At 60.5% G+C, this 20,524-nt stretch carries 20 protein-coding genes; 2 read left to right on the top strand and 18 right to left on the bottom strand.

What is annotated here, in order from left to right; genetic code table 11:
* Window positions 1-80 precede the first annotated feature (80 nt).
* The 14 genes from OKC41_RS04540 to tapM all read right to left on the bottom strand — a co-directional run bounded on the left by OKC41_RS04540 (window position 81) and on the right by tapM (window position 13,163).
* Complete coding sequence (locus OKC41_RS04540; protein WP_041212570.1) at window positions 81-662, bottom strand: aminodeoxychorismate synthase component II; 582 nt, start codon at window positions 660-662, stop codon at window positions 81-83.
* Between the two features lie 321 nt (window positions 663-983).
* Window positions 984-1,199 carry a hypothetical protein gene (locus OKC41_RS04535; protein WP_010673831.1) on the bottom strand — a complete coding sequence of 72 codons (216 nt, stop codon included), beginning with the start codon at window positions 1,197-1,199 and terminating at the stop codon, window positions 984-986.
* Window positions 1,200-1,319: 120 nt separating this feature from the next.
* Window positions 1,320-2,324: a tryptophan--tRNA ligase gene (gene trpS / locus OKC41_RS04530; protein WP_010673830.1), complete on the bottom strand. Its 1,005-nt coding sequence runs from the start codon at window positions 2,322-2,324 to the stop codon at window positions 1,320-1,322.
* Window positions 2,325-2,363: 39 nt separating this feature from the next.
* Window positions 2,364-3,029 (bottom strand): phosphoglycolate phosphatase, encoded by a 666-nt coding sequence (locus tag OKC41_RS04525; RefSeq protein WP_052814888.1) that lies wholly within the window; start codon window positions 3,027-3,029, stop codon window positions 2,364-2,366.
* The gene (rpe, locus tag OKC41_RS04520; RefSeq protein ID WP_010673828.1) at window positions 3,016-3,690 is read right to left on the bottom strand and encodes a ribulose-phosphate 3-epimerase; all 675 of its coding nucleotides are present in this window, start codon (window positions 3,688-3,690) and stop codon (window positions 3,016-3,018) included. Before rpe ends, OKC41_RS04525 begins: the two co-directional genes overlap by 14 nt.
* A 190-nt stretch (window positions 3,691-3,880) precedes the next feature.
* Window positions 3,881-4,753: a Dam family site-specific DNA-(adenine-N6)-methyltransferase gene (locus tag OKC41_RS04515; RefSeq protein ID WP_029314124.1), complete on the bottom strand. Its 873-nt coding sequence runs from the start codon at window positions 4,751-4,753 to the stop codon at window positions 3,881-3,883.
* Between the two features lie 70 nt (window positions 4,754-4,823).
* The gene (locus OKC41_RS04510; RefSeq protein WP_109111868.1) at window positions 4,824-6,380 is read right to left on the bottom strand and encodes an SPOR domain-containing protein; all 1,557 of its coding nucleotides are present in this window, start codon (window positions 6,378-6,380) and stop codon (window positions 4,824-4,826) included.
* Complete coding sequence (gene aroB, locus OKC41_RS04505) at window positions 6,370-7,452, bottom strand: 3-dehydroquinate synthase (protein ID WP_039039582.1); 1,083 nt, start codon at window positions 7,450-7,452, stop codon at window positions 6,370-6,372. Before aroB ends, OKC41_RS04510 begins: the two co-directional genes overlap by 11 nt.
* 17 nt (window positions 7,453-7,469) lie before the next feature.
* On the bottom strand, window positions 7,470-7,988 hold the full coding sequence (gene aroK, locus OKC41_RS04500; RefSeq protein WP_010673824.1) for a shikimate kinase AroK: 519 nt from the start codon (window positions 7,986-7,988) through the stop codon (window positions 7,470-7,472).
* A gap of 191 nt (window positions 7,989-8,179) precedes the next feature.
* Window positions 8,180-10,405, bottom strand: a complete 2,226-nt coding sequence (locus tag OKC41_RS04495) for a type IV pilus secretin PilQ (protein WP_128344347.1) — start codon at window positions 10,403-10,405, stop codon at window positions 8,180-8,182.
* Window positions 10,406-10,421: 16 nt separating this feature from the next.
* Window positions 10,422-10,949, bottom strand: a complete 528-nt coding sequence (locus tag OKC41_RS04490; RefSeq protein ID WP_029314119.1) for a pilus assembly protein PilP — start codon at window positions 10,947-10,949, stop codon at window positions 10,422-10,424.
* A 2-nt stretch (window positions 10,950-10,951) separates the two neighbouring features.
* Complete coding sequence (gene tapO, locus OKC41_RS04485; protein WP_041212566.1) at window positions 10,952-11,548, bottom strand: PilO family type IV pilus biogenesis protein TapO; 597 nt, start codon at window positions 11,546-11,548, stop codon at window positions 10,952-10,954.
* Window positions 11,545-12,114, bottom strand: coding sequence for a PilN family type IV pilus biogenesis protein TapN (gene tapN, locus OKC41_RS04480; protein WP_039039579.1), 570 nt, complete (start codon window positions 12,112-12,114; stop codon window positions 11,545-11,547). The genes tapO and tapN overlap by 4 nt, the downstream gene beginning before the upstream one ends.
* Complete coding sequence (tapM, locus tag OKC41_RS04475) at window positions 12,102-13,163, bottom strand: PilM family type IVa pilus assembly protein TapM (protein ID WP_041212565.1); 1,062 nt, start codon at window positions 13,161-13,163, stop codon at window positions 12,102-12,104. The genes tapN and tapM overlap by 13 nt, the downstream gene beginning before the upstream one ends.
* A gap of 298 nt (window positions 13,164-13,461) precedes the next feature.
* Between tapM and OKC41_RS04470 the strand changes: the two genes are divergently transcribed.
* Window positions 13,462-15,951, top strand: a complete 2,490-nt coding sequence (locus tag OKC41_RS04470) for a penicillin-binding protein 1A (RefSeq protein ID WP_010673818.1) — start codon at window positions 13,462-13,464, stop codon at window positions 15,949-15,951.
* A gap of 70 nt (window positions 15,952-16,021) precedes the next feature.
* On the opposite strand, the gene oxyR is transcribed toward OKC41_RS04470, so the two are convergent.
* From oxyR to OKC41_RS04455, 3 genes are all read right to left on the bottom strand, one after another.
* On the bottom strand, window positions 16,022-16,918 hold the full coding sequence (oxyR, locus tag OKC41_RS04465; RefSeq protein WP_010673817.1) for a DNA-binding transcriptional regulator OxyR: 897 nt from the start codon (window positions 16,916-16,918) through the stop codon (window positions 16,022-16,024).
* Window positions 16,919-17,047: 129 nt separating this feature from the next.
* Window positions 17,048-17,692, bottom strand: a complete 645-nt coding sequence (locus OKC41_RS04460) for a DsbA family protein (RefSeq protein ID WP_201894337.1) — start codon at window positions 17,690-17,692, stop codon at window positions 17,048-17,050.
* A gap of 75 nt (window positions 17,693-17,767) precedes the next feature.
* On the bottom strand, window positions 17,768-18,625 hold the full coding sequence (locus tag OKC41_RS04455) for a Vmh family MBL fold metallo-hydrolase (RefSeq protein ID WP_201894338.1): 858 nt from the start codon (window positions 18,623-18,625) through the stop codon (window positions 17,768-17,770).
* A 120-nt stretch (window positions 18,626-18,745) separates the two neighbouring features.
* Here OKC41_RS04455 and OKC41_RS04450 point away from each other — a divergent pair, with 120 nt between their 5' ends.
* Window positions 18,746-19,660: a LysR family transcriptional regulator gene (locus tag OKC41_RS04450; RefSeq protein ID WP_201894339.1), complete on the top strand. Its 915-nt coding sequence runs from the start codon at window positions 18,746-18,748 to the stop codon at window positions 19,658-19,660.
* 61 nt (window positions 19,661-19,721) lie between these two features.
* Here OKC41_RS04450 and OKC41_RS04445 read toward each other — a convergent pair whose 3' ends face one another.
* Window positions 19,722-20,504, bottom strand: coding sequence for a BPSS1780 family membrane protein (locus tag OKC41_RS04445; RefSeq protein ID WP_201894340.1), 783 nt, complete (start codon window positions 20,502-20,504; stop codon window positions 19,722-19,724).
* Between the last annotated feature and the right edge of the window lie 20 nt (window positions 20,505-20,524).

Raw genomic sequence — 20,524 nt, 5'->3', positions numbered from 1 at the left:
ACAGGGAGGAGGGTGAATAAAGTCTCAGGGAAATTTTTTTTTTGCCTCATGACGGTTTTGAGACAGACATCGCAATTTTTTCAGGAAACGGCCAAAAAGTTGGCCAGCAACTGGTGCCCCTGTTCGCTCAGAATACTCTCCGGATGGAACTGCACTCCCTCCAGCGCCAGCGTTTTATGCCGCAGCCCCATGATCTCGTCCGGGCTGCCGTCGGCATGTTCGCTCCAGGCGGTGACCTCGAAACAGTCGGGGAGCGACGCCGCCTCCACCACCAGAGAATGATAGCGGGTCACCCGCAGCGGGTTGTTGAGCCCCTTGAACACCCCCTCCCCTTTGTGACGGATGAGAGATGTCTTGCCGTGCATCACCTGACGGGCACGCACCACCCGGGCACCAAAGGCCTGTGCCAGCGACTGATGGCCAAGACAGACGCCGAGGATGGGGATCTCGCCGGCAAAACGGGAGATGGCGGCCAAAGAGATGCCCGCCTCGTTTGGCGTGCAGGGGCCGGGAGAGATCACCAGATGGCGGGGGGCAAGCCGGGCTATCTCCTCCAGGCTCAGCTCATCGTTGCGCCTGACCACCACCTCTTGCCCCAGAGCGCCGAAGTATTGCACCAGGTTCCAGGTAAAAGAGTCGTAGTTGTCGATGAGTAGCAGCATGCAAACACCCTGGGAATAAGACAGAGACGGTGATCGGACAGCCCGTTACGAGCGCGGGCAGACAAACGCCGCGCATTCTGGCATGTCTCATTGCGTTAATAAACCGGCGATCACCTCACCTGCTGTGCAGTCTGTCCGCTCTTCAATGGCGATCCAGGCCTGTCGACCCCACCCGGCGGTGGGCCTGTCCCCGATCGGGCAGAATCAGCCGCTCCATGTCAGGATGGCAAGGTAAAAGAGACGGGAGGCGACCGGGAAAAGGGCACAGGTCGTGACAGGCAGATGGGAAGGAGTCACCTTGGCAAGGGCTGACAACGGACCTCAGCGGTCCAGATAACGGCCCTGTTCCAGTTCCCGTTCCCGCTGGCACTCGGCCAGATAGATGGCAGCCGCGATGGCCGGGGTCTTGTGGTGCTTGTCGATGGCGTTGGAGACCATCAACTGCAAGGTATTGAGGCTCTTGGCCTTGCGAAACTTGCGCAGCCAGTGACCCTTGTCACCCAACTCTTCACTCAGGGTTTGTGATTCGACAGACATGCTTTCTCTTGGGGCAAAGCCCGTGTTTGACATTGGGGGAGGTTGCGACAAACCGGAAGGTGTAAAACAAAGAAAGCCAGGCATCCACCCAGCTCTCTTCTACTACACCTTCCCAGTATGTCAGGCTCGAGGAACGAAGCCGACGACATCATATACGCTGATCAGGGTTTTTTCAGCCCTTTCACGCGCCTTTTGTGCGCCAGCCGCCAAAATGGCCTGCAGATGGGCCTCATCCTGACGCAGCTCGCGGAAGCGCGCCTGGATGGGTTCCAGCAAGGCGACCACGGCATCGGCCGTTTCACTCTTGAGGTGGCCGTACATCTTGCCTTCGAAGTGCTGCTCCAGCTCCGGGATGGAGCGGCCGGTCACACCGGACATCAGGGTCAGCAGATTGGAGACCCCCGGCTTGTTTTCGGGATCAAAACGCACCACGGCCGGCTCGTCGGAGTCGGTCATCGCCCGCTTGATCTTCTTGACGATCTGCTTGGGATCTTCCAGCAGGCCGATGAAGTTGGCCTCGTTGTCGTCGGACTTGGACATCTTCTTGGTCGGGTCCTGCAGGCTCATCACCCTGGCCCCTTCGGTCGGAATGAAGGGTTCCGGCAGGGTGAAGACTTCGCCATAGAGGTTGTTGAAGCGGGTGCAGATGTCGCGGGTCAGCTCCAGATGCTGCTTCTGGTCATTACCCACCGGCACCTGATTGGCCTGATAAAGCAGAATGTCGGCCGCCATCAGCACCGGATAACCGAACAGGCCGACGTTGACGTTGTTCTCGAAACGGGCGGACTTGTCCTTGAACTGGGTCATGCGCGACAGCTCGCCCATCTGGGTGTAGCAGTTCAGGATCCAGCCGAGCTCGGCGTGCTGGGGCACGTGGGACTGGATGAAGACGGTGCTCTTGGCCGGATCGATCCCCACCGCCAGATAGAGGGCGGCTGCGTCGAGGCACGCCTTGCGCAAGGCGGCCGGATCCTGGCGAGTGGTGATGGCGTGCAGATCGACGATGCAATAGAGGCAGTCGAAGTCATCCTGCATGCTGACCCACTGACGCAGGGCCCCCATGTAGTTGCCGATGGTCAGCTGGCCCGAGGGTTGGGCACCGCTCAATACGATTGGTTTAGTCATCAGAGTAGTAATCCTTGTTATCCGCCAGCCCGGTCTGGATCAGACCAGCAGGGCGTCGAGTTCGGCAAACTGCTCGCAAACCCAGTCGGGGCGGGAGTCTGCGATAGGGCGGCCATAGTTGTAGCCATAGGTGAGCCCCACCACCTTCATGCCGGCGGCCTGGGCGGCCAGCACGTCATTTTCGGAATCCCCCACCATCAAGGTGCGGGACGGGCTGACACCCAGCTCGTGGCAGGCGTGCAACAGCGGCTCCGGGCTCGGCTTCTTGACGGGTACGCAGTTGCCCCCGAGCCAGAGTGCGAAACAGTCGCTGATGCCGAGGGCCTCCAGAATGGGCTGCACGAAGTGACTCGGTTTGTTGGTCACCACGGCCTGCTGATAACCCAGCCCCTGCAGACGGCGCAGGCTACGGGCCACTCCGTCATACATGGCCAGGCCTTCCAGAAGACAGGCCTGATAGTGACGGTCGAACAGGGGGCGGGCCTTGGCAAACTGCTCCGGGGCGTCGCGGTAATCGAGAGCCCGCTGGATCAGCTTGTCGGCGCCGTTGCCGACCCAGGTACGCACCACGGACTCGTCGGCCTCGGCCAACCCCAGATCCGCCAGGGTACGGTTGACCGCCAGCGCCAGTTGCGGGGCGCTGTCAATCAGGGTGCCATCCAGATCGAACAGCACCAGGTCAAAGGGGCGATCAGCGACGGACATGGGCAAGCTCCGCGCGCATCTGGTCGATCACTGCCTTGTAATCCGGCTTGCCGAAGATGGCAGAGCCCGCCACGAACATGTCGGCACCCGCCTCGGCAATCTCGCGAATGTTGTCGACCTTGACCCCGCCATCGATTTCCAGGCGAATGTCGCGGCCGCTCTCGTCGATCAGGCGGCGCACCTGGCGCAGCTTGTCGAGGGTGCCGGGGATGAAGCTCTGACCGCCAAAGCCCGGGTTGACCGACATCAGCAGGATCACGTCCAGCTTGTCCATCACGTACTCCAGGCAGGTGAGCGGGGTCGCGGGGTTCAGCACCAGACCAGCCTGGCAACCCTGCTCCTTGATGAGGCCCAGGGTGCGATCCACGTGATCGGAGGCTTCCGGGTGGAAGGTGATCAGGCTGGCACCGGCCTTGGCAAAATCAGGCACGATGCGATCCACCGGCTTGACCATCAGGTGCACGTCGATGAGCGCTTCGATGCCGTAATCGCGCAGCGCCTGACAGACCATGGGGCCTATGGTCAGGTTGGGGACATAATGGTTGTCCATCACATCGAAATGGACCACGTCGGCCCCGGCGGCCAGCACCTTGGCCACATCCTCACCCAGACGGGCAAAGTCGGCGGAAAGGATAGAGGGGGCAATCAGAAAGTCTTTCATCAGCGTCATCCATTGGCAGCGTGGCAGAAAAAACGGCGCAATTTTATCGCAAAAGGGCGATGAAAACGACCCGCATCTACAGAACACGCCGCTCCGGCACCATGGCTGGCACACGATGCCAGGCGCGGCTCACGGAATGCCAGCGGCAGCATCAGAAATGACAACGGCCCCCTCAGGGACCGTTGTTCACTCAGCCGACGGCAACCAGCTCCGCCTCACCGGGATAATAGCCCTGTTCGGGCTCGATGCCGGGGGGATAGAGCGCCAGCAGCTCGGCCACCTTGTTGCGACCACCGCCGTTGCGGCTGATGGTGCGCTTGACCAGGATCTCGTCGAGCCGGGCGCCACGATAAAGCTCGCGGGTCAACTCGATGTCATGGTTGCTGATGAGCACGGGCACCCCTTTATGGGCGGCGGTGTGGCGAGCCAGCCTGGCCAGCAGCGCCTGATCGTCCAGGGTGAAACCGCCTGCCGAATAGGTGGTGAAACTCGCCGTGGTGGAGAGGGGGGCATAGGGCGGATCGCAGTAGATCACCCAGTCTTCCTCTGCACGGGCCATGGCGTCGGCATAGCTTTCACAGATGAACGTCGCCTTCTGCGCCTTCTCGGCAAAGGCCCACAGCTCTTTCTCCGGGAAGTAGGGCTTCTTGTAGGAACCGAAGGGAACGTTGAAACCCCCCTTCTTGTTGTAACGGCACAAGCCGTTGAAACCATGGCGATTCAAAAACAGGAACAACTGAGCCCGTTCAAACCCGGCCGCGGTCTGGTTGAACTGGGTACGCAGCCGATAATAGGCGGTCTTGTGGTTGTGCTCGGCCACGAACAGCTTGCGGGCCTCGCTGATGAAGCTGTCCGGCTGCTGCTTGAGGTGGTTGTAGAGGCCAATGAGATCCGGATTGATGTCGTTGAGCACATAGGCGTCGTAATCCGTGTTGAGAAACACGGATCCCGCCCCGACGAAGGGCTCCAGCAACACACGCCCGGCCGGCAAACGCTCGGCGATCTCTTCGACCAGGGAGTATTTTCCCCCGGCCCATTTTAAAAACGCGCGTGTTTTTTTCATGGAAGTCCGGTGTTGACAAGGCTATGCCCAAAAAAGGGGGGTGATTCTACCCCCTTCTTCGGGTGGCTGGCTATTGCTTCAATTCTTTTTGTATCTGGGCGAATGACTTGGGCCAGGGTTGTCCCTTGAGCAAGGCAGGTGACAGCTTGCGAATGGCCGCCTTGGCCTGGGCACTGCTGGCGTAGTCTCCCTGCACCACTACATACCAGGGACTGCCACGGAAGCGGGTCTTGTAAACCCACACCTTGCCCGCCAAGCCATGCTCGGCCACAAAGCTGTCTACCGCCTTGGTGTTGCTCGCCCCCATCAACTGGATGCTGTAGTGATTCTTCGGCTTCTTGTTGAGAGTCGCCACCGGCGTCAACGCCACCTTGGCCGCTGGGGCTGCGACCGGCGCTGTCTGCGCGCCACTGGCCGGTTGAGCCTCTGTCCGGGCCGGGACACTGCTCGGGGCCGGATTCTTGACCTGGGCCGTCGTTCCGGTCGGGACCGCACGGGAACCGCTCCCCACCAGCTCATCCACCACGGCCGTGGGCAAGGCGCCGCTGACGTTCGGCTGGTTCATCAATTTCTCGACCACTTCGTCGGAGATGACGACCCGGCGCCCCTCATAGTTGGTTGACTCCGTGGTGACCGTCTCGCTTTCGACCTTCTTGGGCAAGGGCTTGGCATCGGACTGCCAATCGCGGGCAACCTGATTCCCTGACGGGATGGCAGCGGCGCCACTGTTCGCCTGAGTACCCAAAGCCCCGCTCGCCGCACCGACGTTCACAGGATCGCTTGAGACGGGATCGGGCAACGCCGTCCCCTGGGACGGTGCCTGGGCGGGGTCCTGGCCTGCACTGTCGAACAGGGGCAGATAGCTCAGGGCCAGCAACCCGCCCGCCAACAGGGCAAGCACGATCGCTATCTTCTTGACGGGCAACTCGGCCTGACGTTTCTTGGGCCTTCTGTCGGTCATGGTATCCTCCAGTAACTGCATGATGGCTGACGGATGTCCGCCCGCCCCATTCAGGATCTCTTCCACTTTCGGCTTGGGCAAGAGGGCTGTCGGGATCTTGAGCTCTTTGGCCTTCTCATACAAGAAGATACGTTGCTCAGGAGCGCTCAGTGGCGCGACTTCCAGCTCGAGGGCTGGCATGGCTCGTCCCTTGAGGAGCGCCTTCTGGTTGCGACACCAGGCGTCATCACCCGAGAGCAGGATGGCCAGTTTATGAGGAGATGCCAGAGTATCGTTGTGACGACAGAGCGCCCACAACTCCCCCACCAGCTCGGCAGGCAAGGTATCGGCACGTTCGATGATGAGCAGCAGTCTGGCAGGCTTGTCACCCACCATGCGAAAGAAGCTGTCCGCCAGGGCATCCTGCGCGTTGAACAGGGGACGTGCCACCACCTGCTGCAACAGCAGCTGGCGCACATCCGCCATCTTCATGGACGGGCTGCCGATGAGGCTGGCCACCCGCACCGCATCGGGCAGTTGGGCAAGTAGCGACTCGCACAGTGTGCCACGGCCACTGCCTGGCTTGCCGGAGAGAAAAACAAAGGGGTGGTTGAACTCGATCAGGTGCAGCAGCCGGTCAACCAACTGCCGCTGAGAAGGCAGCTTGAGCAATTTATTAGTGGTCACGACCAGACTCGATCACCGCCATCAATTGCTCGTCTGTCACATCGGCCACGACCTGGGCCTGTCCGATCCCGATCGGCAGCACCAGCCTCAGTTTGCCTTCCAGCACCTTCTTGTCACGGCGCATATGGCGAATGAAGGCGGCAAAATCCATATCGGACGGTGCCTTGACCGGCAAATCGGCGGCCAACAGCAGATCGCGGACTCGTGCCACCTCTTGCGCCGTCATGTCGCCACGGGCCAGGGCCGTCTCGGCCGCCAGCATGGTTCCCGCCGCCACGGCTTCACCGTGCAGCCAGTTGCCATAACCCTTCTCCGCCTCGATGGCATGGCCGAAGGTATGTCCCAGGTTCAGCAAGGCGCGCACGCCGTGCTCGGTCTCGTCCTGACCGACCACATCGGCCTTGATCTCGCAGCAGCGGCGAATGGCATAGGAGAGTGCATCACCATCGAGGCGCTGCAGGCGGGTCATGTTGGTTTCGAGCCAGGAAAAGAAGGCGGCATCCCAGATGATGCCGTATTTGATCACCTCGGCCATGCCGGCGGCAAATTCCCGGGCAGGCAGGGTCTTGAGGCAGTCGGTATCGATGATCACATGCTTGGGCTGATAGAAGGCACCCACCATGTTCTTGCCGAGGGGATGGTTGACGGCGGTCTTGCCGCCGACGGAAGAGTCAACCTGGGAGAGCAGCGTGGTAGGCACCTGAATAAACGGAATGCCTCGTTGGTAGCTTGCCGCAGCAAAGCCGACAACATCACCTATCACACCGCCCCCCAGAGCGATCAGAGTGGTATCACGACCATGGCTGGTTTCCAGCAGAGCAGACATGATCCGCTCGAAGGTCGCCAGGGTTTTGTAGGCCTCGCCATCGGGCAGGATCAGGTGTTCCACCTGAAAACCGGACAGCAACTGAATGATCTGTTCAAGATACAGGGGCGCGACCACGGTATTGGTCACAATCATGACCCGCTTGCCCTTGATCGTCTGCGCCAGTACCTCGGGGCGTTGCAGCAGACCGGCAGCTATCTCTATCGGGTAGCTGCGTTCACCCAGTTCGACCTTCAACCTTTCCATGGACGTCCTCTAATGAATTACATACCAATCAACTTGACGATTTGATTAGCGACAACTTTGGCACTCTGGTCATCCGTCTGGATGACAAAATCGGCAACCTCTTCGTACAGGGCGTTGCGCTCTTGCGCAAGACGCTCAAGCACTTCACGGGGCGGCTCTTCGGTTTGCAGCAAGGGACGACGCTTGTCTCTCTGGGTTCGCGCCAATTGCTTTTCAATGGTGGTTTCGAGGTAGACCACGATGCCGCGTGCGGAGAGTTTGTTGCGGGTTTCACGGCTCTTGATGGCACCGCCACCCGTTGCCAGCACGATACCCTGCTGTTCGGCGAGCTCACCGATCACCTTCTCTTCGCGGATCCGGAAACCTTCTTCGCCTTCAACATCGAACACCCAGCCGATATCGGCACCACTGCGGCGCTCAATCTCATGATCTGAGTCGAAAAACTCCATGTGCAGTTGTTCTGCCAGATGTCTACCTATGGTGCTCTTGCCCGCACCCATGGGACCTATCAGGAAAATATTGCGTTTCTCAGCCATGTCTTTTCGTTAGTAATTACAAACTGTATGGCCCCGGTAAACACTCGACCGGGGTACCTATGAACCTTATCTTGCGATGGATCAGGAGGGGGATTATCTCAGTAGAAACCAGGACTGGCAACCGCAGCCCTTACGCCCCAGCCTCATCGGGGCGTAAGGTTATATGTGTTTTACTCTCACAAGTAAAGTTTTCAGAGGGCGTCGGTCACTATCCTCGGGGTCACGAAGATCAGCAGTTCACGCTTCTTGTTTTCACTGGTGGTTTTCTTGAACAGATAGCCCAACCCGGGGATATCCCCCAGCAGCGGCACCTTGCTGACATCGCTCTTGATGGTCTGTTGATAGATGCCGCCAAGCACCAGAGTTTCACCGTTGTTGACCAACACCTGGGTGGTGATGGACTGGGCGTTGATGGACACCGCATCCCCGGTTCCGGTCGGCACGGTTTCACCCTTGGTATCCTGAGTCACGGTCAAGTCCAGGATCACCCTGTTGTCCGGGGTGATCTGCGGTGTGACCTTGAGGCTCAGCACCGCCTTCTTGAAGGTGACCGAGGTCGCCCCGCTCGAAGAGGACTCCACATAGGGGATCTCGGTCCCCTGCTCGATCAGGGCCGGCTTCTGGTTGGCCGTGGTGACACGCGGACTGGCGATGATCTCGGCCTTGCTCTCCTTTTCCAGAGCTGAGAGCTCAAGATCCAAAAGGGTGCCATTGGCAAGACGGGCAACTTGGAATGCCAGGGTGCCGGCCGCGTTGGTCACCGGCAGGTTGACGTTGAGTCTGTCTTCTACGTTGGGGCGAGTGATGGTGGAACTGCCATCATTGTTTCCGGCGCCATCATTACCCTCTATGGTGCCCGAGGTGCCGTTGCCATGACCGTCTGTCTTGGTCACCCCCCAGCGCACCCCCAGTGCCTCATCGAAACCATCATCAATGGTCACCATGCGCGCCTCGATCACCACCTGCTTGACCGGGATATCGAGAATATCCAGCATCCGCTTGACGTTGCTGATGACATCCGCCGTGTCCTTGACCACCAGCACGTTGGTACGTTCATCCACGCTGACCGCCCCTCTGGGGGAGAGCAGCTTGGTACTCTCGGAGGAGAGCAGGGCCGCCACTTCCGATGCCTTGGCATAGTTGATCTGCAGATACTCGGTGTAGAGGGGTGCGAGATCCGCCACCTGGTTGCGGCTCTCCATCTGCTGTTTCTCGCGAGCGGCAATCTCATCCGCCGGCGCCACCAGCAGGATGTTGTTGTCCAGCCGTTTGTCCAGCCCTCTGACCTTGAGGATGATGTCCAGCGCCTGCTCCCAGGGCACGCCATCGAGACGCAGCGTGATGTTGCCGGAGACCGAGTCCGTGGTCACCAGGTTCAGATTGTTGAAATCGGCGATGATCTGCAACACGGTACGAACAGGAATATCCTGGAAGTTCAATGAGATGGGTTTTCCTTGGTACTGCTTCGCCGCCGTGGTGGCCACCCGTTTTTTCACCTCGATGATGAACATCTTGTCGGCCTGATCGTAACGGTAGTCAAACTGGCCGTTCACCGAGAGCTCGAACAGGGTGTCATTGCCCTGGCGGAACACCTCCACTTGGGAGACCGGGGTAGCAAAGTCCTGCACATTGATGAGGTTGAGCTGATCATCAGGCACCCGGGTACCATGGAACTTGGCCAGCACTTTCTGACCACGGCTGCTGACATCCACCGCCGCCGAACTGTTGTCCAGCGTCACAAGGAACTCCCCCTGCCCCTCCTTGCCACGACGAAAATCCACGCCCTTGACCGAGTTGAAGTAGGCGCCACCCATGTTTGCCTGAGACACGGACAACACCGGCTTGCCGGGGGCAACGGGCGAAGGAGCCACGGTAGGCGTGGCAGCCACGGCAGGCTGAGCCTGATACTGGGACTGGTTCTGGGCAACCCGCTGGGTGTCAATCAGCGCAGACTGGGTCACTGGCTGGCTTCTGACGAGCGCAGACTGACCGGCTGCAACAGGCGCCGCCGAGGAAGCGACCGGCTGCCCTGCCTTGTCTCCCAGCGCCACCAGCAATTTATTGCCCTGCTGATGGACCTGATAGGGGGTGAGCTGATCGAGGGCGATCTTGATGTCGAGCCCCTGCCCCTTCCCCTCCACCAGGAGGTTGTTCACCCCTTGCTGCTTGATGGGCAGGGGATTGACCGTCAGGGCACCGATGGCCCCGGGTACGTGCAGCAGAAGCTGATTGGGTTCATAGGTCAACCTGTCCGTAAAACCGCTGACCGGTTCGCTGAAGCTGAGCTCCAGCAGGAGTTGATCGGCCAGCAGGGGATTCACCTTGACCTCCTGCAACGCGGGTACTGCCCACACCTGAGTGCATCCGCCCAGCCACAGCAGCGCCACACCGGTCATCCTTCTTATTGTTGTTCTCATCTCTGCTCATCCCTGATCATAGTTTTGCGTCGAGATTGGCCATGGCCAGCTGGGTTTCTCGGGTGACCCAGCATCCTTTGCCATCCGGTACCGTCTCCATCAAGTCAACATGCGTGTTCGTTATCTTGATGACCCTGCCCTGATCCAGCCCCATGTGCTGGTTGAGCCCGACGCGCACGGCTTGCCCGTCCGGGGTTTTGATCAATGCCCACAACTGCCCCTGCTTGCCGATGGAGCCTTTCATGCTCAGGCTGGCAAGCGAGTAGCGTTCCAGCACCTCCTTTTCCCGATTGGCCACTATCTGGGCACAGTCCGGCTTGGCCTTGGCATCCAGCCTGGAACTGGTTTCCGGCTGGGGTGCAATGAACGGACTACGCTGATCGCTGCGTTGATAGACCATGGGAGAGAAGGGCTTTATCTCCGGCAAAGATTCGATCGGTACCGGCTTTCTGGCCTTGGTCTGTTTGACATACTCATCCATGTCCTCCTGTCCCCCACAGGCCGTCAACAGCAGCGCCGACAAGAGAAGTACGCCCGCTCTCATGCTCATGGCTTTTTCTCCACGGTTTTGCCGTTGTACTTGTAGGTCTTGGCCTGCATGGACATACCGATCAGCTCACCCCCCTTCCCCTGGCTGAGCTGGAAAGAATCCAGGATCACGATGCGGGGCAAAGCAGCCATGTCCGCCGTGAACTTGCCAAGTTCGTGATAGGTGCCCACGACCTCGATGCGCATGGGCAGCTCGGTGGAGAACTCGTGTTTCACCTCTGGCTCCCAGTTGATCCTGTTCAATGTCAAACCGTTGTCGGTGGCAATGAAGCTGATGTCATCCAGCAAACCGGCGACTTCGTGGGTGTTGGGCAGCTGTTTGAGCTGAGTGTCGACCAGATGTTCCAGTTGGACCATCTGCTTTCTGTATGCTTCCAGGTTCGCGGCCAACATGGCCTTGCTCTCGAATTGTCCCTTGAGCTCAGTCTCTTTTGCGGCTTCCCGACCCAGGGCCGCCAGGGAATTGGCAATCACGTAGTAATAGAGTGCCCCGCCAAGCAGAGCACAGCAGAAGAAGACGAAGATGCCCTTGGCGATCGGCGGCCAGCGGGCAATGTCATTGAGATCCAGGTCGTTGAGTTGTTGCAGGTTCATTTTTGCCCCTTAGCCACGTTGGGTAGCGCCGTGGCAATCTGGAACATCATGGAGAACTGGCTCAGGGCGATGGGGGCCACCTCGGCCGTGAAGATTGTGCTGAGCTGGGATTGTGTCAGCCAGCCGGAACCGTCGATTCGGCGCATCATGCTGGCAACCCTGCCATAGGCTTCGGTCTTTCCCTTCACATCTATCTTGTTGTTTTGCAGAGCAAGACTATCAAGATACACCCCGTTGGGGACCAGCACCGGCAGCTGATTGAACAGACGCACAGGGATGTTGCGGCGCATCTGCAACTGCTCGATGAGTTGCATGCGGTCAATCAACTCCTTGCGCCGTTCCTTGAGAAGCCTGATCTCCCCAAGCTGGGTGTCCAGGGTTGCCATCTCCTGCTGCAACCGCTGATTGCGCTGCTGCTGGTAACCGATCTGCTGCTGCACCAGCCAGTCTGCGGCAAAGGCGATGGCTGCCGTCCCCGCCAGGAACAGACCGAACAGGATGCCAAATTGTTTCTTCTGACGCTGCGCCCGAGCCTGCCGCCAGGGCAGAAGGTTTATATTTGACATGGTGTGAAGCTCCTCAGTGCCAGCCCGAGCGCCGTCATGTACTTGGCTCCATGAGTCAGCCCCCCCTCTCCCTGCGGCTTGCCAAAGAGTGCAAAGGGATCGGGATGCAGCACCTCGCAGTTAAGCTCGCTGCCGATTTGTCCGGCCAGCCCCGGCAGCAGGCTCCCCCCTCCGGTCAGCACCAGCCTGGAGAGCTCCTTGTTCCCCGAGGAGCTGCAAAACAGCTGCACGTTGCGCCGTATCTGCAACACCAGGGTGCTGAGATGAGGCAACAGGACATCCACCTCATGATCCGCAGGCAAGGAGCCCTGGAGCTTGGCCAGTTCCGCCTCTTCCATACTCATGCTGTAAAAAGAGGCCAATGCCTGGCTGTATTGATCACCACCAAAATTCTGCAACCGGGAATAGATGACCTGGCCCCGTAGCAGGGCGGCGAAAGTCAGGGCGCTGGCACCGATGTCGACGATGCCAACCGGTTTCTCCGAGGTTTGCAGGTCGGGCAGGCAGGCCAGCACGGCGCGTCCGAGCGCATGGGCCCCCACATCCACCACCATGGTCGTCATGCCTGCCTCCGTCAGGGCACTGACCCGGCCACTGACGCTCTCGGTCCGCGCGGCACTGAGCAGGACTTCCTGACGCCCGTTGTCGCCCGCCATGCCGAGGATTTCAAAATCCAGGCTCACTTCATCGAGGGGAAAGGGGATGAGCTGCTCTGCCTCCAGGTGAACCTGGTTCTCCAGCTCGCTCTCGTTGATGTTGGTATCGACCTGAATGATCTTGGTGATGACATTGGAACCGGTCACGGCCGTGGCCACGTTCTGGCAATCCCCCTGCACGAGCCGCTTGAGCGACTTGAGGGACTGACTGACCCGTTCAATGTCCTGAAGTTGATAGTCGACCAGCGTTCCTCTTGGCATGGGGATCTCGGCAACCGAACCGAGGTGCACCTTGCCGGGACGTCCGCTGATGGTGACGGCCTTGATGGTTTGACTGCCAAAATCAATGCCCGCCATGGAGACGAGGGATCCCTTACTTAATAGCCCAAACATATACACATCCATGCGTTATTGGGTTTTCGGACTTATTGTAGGACAGCGCGTCATGATGTGACGGCTTAACTCAATATAATGCTCTATCTATCAATGTCATAAAGTTTGTGTCAAAAGTTGACGCCCCTCTCCTTTCGGCCTTGATTGCGGCCCCCTTGGTAATTGTGCCCTGGAGTGCTACCCTCCCGCCTCTTCTCGGGGTCGCCTGTTTGCGGAGAGGAAAACCTCGAATCCGCGAGGGTAAAAAGGCTATACTCTGCGCCCGTTGGCTAATTTTAAGACGATTGGTAGTTCTTCCATGCTGAAATGGCTCGTTCGCCTGTTTATTGTCATGATGCTGGGTGCTGTGCTGGGCGTTGCCAGCCTCATCGGCATCTACTTCTACATCAAGCCCCAGTTGCCGGACGTCAGCGCCTTGCGCGATGTCAAACTGGCTACCCCCATGAAGGTCTACAGCCGGGACGGGGAATTGATCTCCCAGTTTGGCGAAATTCGTCGCATCCCTCTGCGGCTGGACGAAATTCCCCAGTCCATGATCGATGCCGTACTCGCCACCGAAGATGCCCGCTTCTATGAGCACCCGGGCATAGATCCCATCGGCATCATCCGTGCCGCCACCGTCTGGGCCGTCTCCGGCCAGGCGCGTCAGGGCGCCAGTACCATTACCCAGCAGGTGGCCCGCAACTTCTTCCTGAGCAACGAGAAGACCCTGGTACGCAAGATCAAGGAAGTGTTCCTCGCCTGGCGCATCGAGCAGAACCTCTCCAAGGACGAGATCCTCACCCTCTATCTCAACAAGATCCCCCTCGGCTACCGGGCATTCGGGGTCGGCGCGGCCGCCCAGGTCTACTTCGGCAAGGAGGTCAAGGATCTGACCCTGGACGAGATCGCCATCATCGCGGGTCTCCCCAAGGCACCCTCCATGCTGAACCCGATCCGTTCCCCGGAGCGCGCCTTCGCCCGCCGCAACGTGGTACTGGGTCGCATGCTGGAAACCGGCAAAATCACCCAGGCCCAGTATGACGAAGCCTCCAAGATGCCGGTCAAGGCCCGTTTTCACGGTGCCGAGACCACGCTGAACGCCCCTTATCTGAGCGAGATGGTGCGCCAGAAGATGGTGGAGCAGTTTGGTGAAGATGCCTACACCATGGGGCTGCACGTCTACACCACCGTCACCGCCAAGCGTCAGCGCGCCGCCCATCAGGCGCTGCTGGACGGTGTCTTCGACTACGACACCCGCCACGGCTACCGTGGCCCGACCGCCTTGCTGTGGAAAGCCGGTGAAACGGCCTGGGACTACGAGCAGATCATGGCCCATCTGGCCAAGCAGCCGACCTATCAGCCCCTGATGGCCGCCGTGGTCACCCAGCTCGGCGACAAGAGCGCCACCCTGGTGCTCAAGAATGGCAAACAGGCCGAACTGGGCTGGAATGGCATCAAGTGGGCGCGTGCCTTCATCACCGACGATCGCCAGGGCTTTGCCCCGAAATCGGCGCGGGATGTACTCAAAGTCGGCGCCCAGATCTGGGTCAGGGAGAAAGGGGAAGAGTTGCTGCTCTCCCAGATCCCCGACGTCAACGCCGCCCTGGTGGCCATGAACCCGCAAGACGGCGCCATCGAGGCCCTGGTCGGCGGCTTCAGCTTCGAGCTCTCCAAGTTCAACCGGGTCGATCAGGCCCGTCGTCAGGTCGGCTCCAACATCAAGCCTTTCCTCTATGCCACCGCGCTGGAGCAGGGCTATACCCTGGCGTCCCTCATCAACGATGCACCGATCAACCAGTGGGATCCTGCCAAGGGCCCCATGTGGCAGCCCAAGAACTCGCCCGCCATTTATGAAGGGCCGACCACCTTGCGCCTCGGCCTTGCCAAGTCCAAGAACGTGATGTCGGTCCGGCTGATGCGCGCCATCGGGCTGGATACCTATATCGACGGCCTGACCCGCTTCGGCTTCGCCCGTGATCACATTTCTGCCAACGAATCCCTGGCGCTGGGTGCGGCGGAGTTCACCCCGCTGGAAGTGGTGCGCGGCTACTCGGTGTTGGCCAATGGCGGCTTCCAAGTCACCCCCTACTTCATCACCGAAGTGACCGACAGCTTCGGCACCCCCCTGTTTGAGGCCAACCCGGCCGCCGCCTGCCGCGACTGCGGCGTGCTGGCCGCCGCCGGTCTCGACAGCGCGGATGCCTATGCCAATACCACGGCAGACTGGAAGGCCCAGTGCCCCATCGATCCTGTCGTGCCCAACAACATGGCACCGCAGACCATCAGTGCCCAGAGCGCCTTCCTCATCACCGACACCCTGACCACCGCCATCTGGGGTGGCAATGGCTGGCGTGGTACCGGCTGGCGGGCAGCCCGTGACCTCAAGCGTCACGACATCTCGGGCAAGACGGGGACCACCAACGAATCCCGGGATGCCTGGTTCTCCGGCTATACCCCAAATCTGGTGGCCACCTCCTGGATCGGTTTTGACAACCACCAGCGCGGTCTGGGCCGGGCCGAGTTTGGCGGTGGTGCCGCCCAGCCCATCTGGATTGACTTCATGAAGACGGCTCTGCAACAGGTGCCCGAGCGCAAGATGCCGGTCCCCGAAGGGATCATGCAGGTCCGCATCGATCGTGAAACCGGTCTGCTGACCAATCGCGCCGATGGCAGTACCACGGAGGAGTTCTTCAAAGAGGGCACAGAGCCCACCCGCTACGCGAGCCAGATCTCCGATGGCAACCAGGTGTATGGCGGTGACGATGCGACCACAGACGGTCCCGTCTCCACCGACGACATCTTCTAGGTCCCCCTAGAAACAACAAAAACCGGCGCCCAGGCGCCGGTTTTTGTTTCGGGATGACGAGCGGGCTGCGTCAGCCCAGCAGGGCTTTCATCAGACTCGAGATGCGGGCCGCCAGCTCATTGAAGCAGGGGCGGCGCACCGAGTAGTGACGATAGAGCAGGGAGATGGTGCGCCCCGGCACGGGGTTGATTACCGGACGATAGCTGACGCCCCCCTCCTCCGGGTTGGCGGGCACGGCGAGCCTGGGCACCAGCGTCATGCCGCTGCCAGCGGCGACCATGTTGCGCAAGGTCTCCAGACTGGTGCCCTTGAAGCGCTGATCCTCACCGATGCCCGCGGCAAAACAGAAACCCATCGCCTGATCCCGCAGGCAGTGACCGTCGGCCAGCATCAGCAATTTCTTGCCCTTGAGATTGTGCAGGGGCACCGCCTTGGCGCTCGCCTCCGGGTGATGCTGAGGCACGGCCAGCCACATGGGCTCCTGATAGAGGGGGATGGCGCCAAACCCCTCCATCCCTTCCAGCTCCGCCAGCACGAGGCAATCCAGCTCCCCCTCCTCCAGCCGCTTGAGCAGCACTTGGGTCTGATCTTCGTAGAGGTAGAACTCCAGCTTGGGGAAGTGTTCACGCAGATCCTGGATGATGTGGGGCAGCAGGTAGGGGCCCACGGTGGGAATGAAACCGATGTGGATCTCGCCGGACATGGGCTCGGCGAAGTGCTGGCCTATGCTCTTGAGCTCTCGCGCCTCTTTGAGCACCTTGCGCGCCTGACGGGCCATGGCATCGCCGGCGGGCGTGAACAGCACCTTGCGGGAGGTGCGCTCGATGAGGATCACTCCCAGTTCATCTTCCAGCTTGCGCAGCTGGCCACTCAGGGTCGGCTGGCTGACAAAGCAGCGCTCCGCTGCCTTACGAAAGTGTTTCTCCTCTTCCAGCGCTACCAGATATTCGAGATCGCGAAGGTTCATAGGTACTGCATCCTGCCGTTCAATGAGGCCGATAGCATGCACAAGAACGGTGCGGGGGACAAGGGAGGCGCGCAGACGGGTCTGCCCTCTCCCTCTCCTTTGACAAGCCGCAGGCGATGGGCGAGAGACTCACCCCATCAGGGAGGCGATGTGATCCGCGAATGCCGATGGCTCTCCCAGATAGGAGGAGACAGGCAGCGCAACGACGCGCTCCCCTTGTATCAATCCCAGGGTCGGGAACCCCTGCCCGCCGAGCCGGTGCAGCCACGCCTGGCTTGTGGCCAGATGGCCCACAAGATCGACCCGACCAAAGGCCAGTGCGAATGCCTCCGGTGTCAGCCCCTGCTCCAGCGCGAGCGCCGCCAGCCGTGTCGGGGAACCGACCCATTCCCCATCCCGGTAGTGGGTCTCCTGGATGCGGTGCAACAAGGCAAGGCCGTCGCCGCCAAGCTCGCTCACCGCCAGCACTGCGCGAATGGGCGGCTCGGAGTCAAGGAGCAGCGACTCGTTGAGCAGGAGCTCGTTGAAGTAGCGCTCACCAAAGCGCTGTCCGGTGAGGGCGTGGATGCGCTCGTCATGGGGGCGCACATAGTCCCGCAGGGGCTGGCCCATGGCCTGGCGCCTGGCGCCCATCCAGAGGCCCCCCCCATGCAGTTCGATGCGAAGGCCCGGGATCTCGGCAGCGGCTTTCAGCAGGGGGGCGGCGCCATAGCACCAGCCACAGAGGGGGTCATAGACATAATGGAGGGTTGTTTGCGCTTCGTTCATCATCATTCTCGCTTCAAGGCTGGATAAAAAACCGGGCACTCGGGCCCGGTAAAAAAACACAGGGAAGTAGGCGTCAGGGAGTTACCACTTCATCTCGCCGGTATTGACCTTGGCACCGATGGCCAGGCCATCGTCGACCGGCAGGGAGGGGTAAGCCTTCTTCAGCGCTTCAATCAGCTGGCCGGAGTGCTTGGCTTTGGCCAGCGCTTGCTCAAAACGCTGCACGTAGTCACGGGTGAAAGTCACGGCTTCGGTACCCTTGGGCGCAGTCCCCAGGAAGTGACCCGGCACCACACGCTCGGGTTTCAGCGCCAGCAGGTTGTTCAGCGCCTTGACCCAGTGGCTGCGAGCGGCCTTGGACTGGCTGTCCGCCATCCAGACGTGCACGCCGCTGTAGACCGGCACACCCCCAAAGGCCGTCTTGATGGAAGGGGCCCAGAGGTAGGCATTCGGGGTGTTCATCTCTTTGATGTCAATCTTCTCGCCATCCAGCGTCAGGTGGCTGGCCGTCATCACTTGCGGCACGGTCAGGCTCTTGGGTGCATCCTTGCCCAGGATCGGGCCCCAGTAGCTCAGCTTGGCATCCTTGGTCTGCTTGATATGGTCGACCACATGCTGGTCGGCCAGCACCTTGACATCCGGGAACGCCGCCATGACGGGTTCCAGACCGAAGTAGAAGTCGGGGTCACCGGCACTGATATAGACAGTGGTCAGCTTCTTGCCGCTCTTCTTGATCATGTCCACCAGCGCCTGACCATGTTGCACGTCGAACTGGGCATCGATCAGGATGGCCTCTTTGTCACCGGTCACCAGTGAGGAGGAGACGGGGAAGATCGCCTTCTCGCCGGGGTTGTAGACAGTCACGGTCAGGGGGGCCGCCAGGGCGGTTCCCGTCATCAGGAGGCTGGTCAGGGTCAGGGTACGCAGTGTGTTGTTCATCAGATAACGCTCATCGGTGTGGATTAATGGAATGAGCGCAGTTTATTGCATAATCATCGATACAAATACCGCATAATAGGCGCATCACTGTTGCACAAATCGAGCATATAGGGGCACAAGATGGATAGGCTGACCGCATTGCGGGTCTTCGTCTGCGTGGTGGAACAGGGCAGCCTGAGCGGCGCCGGGGAGAAACTGGAGATGTCCCGCGCCATGGTGTCGCGCTACCTGGCCGAGCTGGAACGCTGGATGGGGGCCAGATTGCTGCACCGCACCACCCGCCGGCTGAGCCTGACCGGGCCGGGAGAAGAGGCGCTGAACCGGGCCAGAGCCATGCTGGCCCTGGGGGAAGAGATGGAACACCTGGCCATCCGCCATGACGAGGCCCCCAAGGGGCAACTGCGCATCACCAGCAGCTACTCTCTCTCCGAAGCCCTGCTGGTCGGGGCGGCGAACGACTACCTGGCCCGTTACCCCGGCACGGCGATCGACATCCTGCTGCTGGACCGGACGGTCAATCTGGTGGAGGAGCGAATCGATCTCGCCCTGCGCATCACCAACGACCTCGATCCCAACCTGGTGGCCCGCAGGCTCGGCACCTGCCACTCGGTGGTGTGCGCCAGCCCCGCCTACCTGGCCCGCCATACTCCGCCGCAGCAGGTGCAGGATCTGGCACTGCACAACTGCCTCACCTACACCTATTTCGGCAAGAGCCTGTGGGAGTTTCTGGGGCCCAATGGTCCCGAATCCGTCCCGGTGAGCGGCAACCTCAGCGCCAACATCTCCAACCTGCTGCTGGCCGCCACCCTGGACGGGGCGGGGATCAGCCTGCAACCCGCCTACTCGGTTCACCCCCATCTGGCAAGCGGCGCCCTGGTCCCCCTGCTCACCCCCTGGCAGCCCAAGCGTCTCGGCGTCTATGCCGTTTATGGCACCCGCAAACAGATGTCCCCCCTGCTGCGCAGCTTCCTCGACTTTCTCGTGGAGCGGATGGCGGACGATCCCCTGTGGCAGGAAGCCCCTCCCTCTCTCTGATCCCTGCTAGCCGCACAAAAAAGGGGCCTCGCGGCCCCTCTTTGCTCCATCCTGTGCCCGGTCAGGCTTCGAAACCGAATGCCTTGACCGGGGTCTCTCCCTCCTCGGCCTCCTGATCCTCCAGATAGATGTCGTGATAGGCGGCATAGATGGAGTAGTTGATGGCAGGCAGCACCACCAGCAAGCCCACCAGCATCAGGAGTGCGCCAAAGAAGATCAGCACGGCCCCGAGCAGCCCCCACCAGAGGAAGGGCCACATGTTGCGCAGACATCCCTTGAAGCTGAGCCTGGCTGCCTGCCAGACCCCGACCTGATGGAAGAGGATAAGGGCGGGGGCGAAGGTGATGGCCATCAGCACGGGAACGAACAGTGCCAATCCCACCAGGGCGCAGACGAGGAAGCCCTGTGCCTGCTCCGGGGTCAGCGCCAGGGAGCCCGGATCCGCGGACAACAGGCTGGTGAGTCCCCACTGGTGCAGCAGGAATACGCAGATCATCAGGATCCCCATGATGAGGCCGAGCACCATCAGGCCCCCCAGCATCAAGGGGGTCAACCGATGGCGGAAACCGGCAAAGAAGTCGCCAAATTGCAGCGCCTCGCCTTGGTGACCCCGCCGCGCCACCGCCACCCAGCCAGCCCCCCACACCATGTAGAGCAACTGGGAGATCAAGCCCCCCGCCGGCAGTTGATCCAGCACGATGCCCACCACAAACCAGAGCACTATCATGGCCACGCTGGCACCCATCCCCTTGTTGAAGATGTCGAATCCGGTGCGGATCCAGATCCAGCCCTGTCCTATGCCATGGCGTTTGGGTTCGTGGCGCAGGGCCCTGTCACTGTTCATCATTGACCTCGTCGAAAAAT

The organism is Aeromonas sp. QDB17 (assembly GCF_027705305.1).
GTDB lineage: Bacteria > Pseudomonadota > Gammaproteobacteria > Enterobacterales > Aeromonadaceae > Aeromonas > Aeromonas caviae.
The sequence above is the reverse complement of the archived record's forward strand: the minus strand, read 5'-3'. Positions and strand labels throughout refer to the sequence as shown.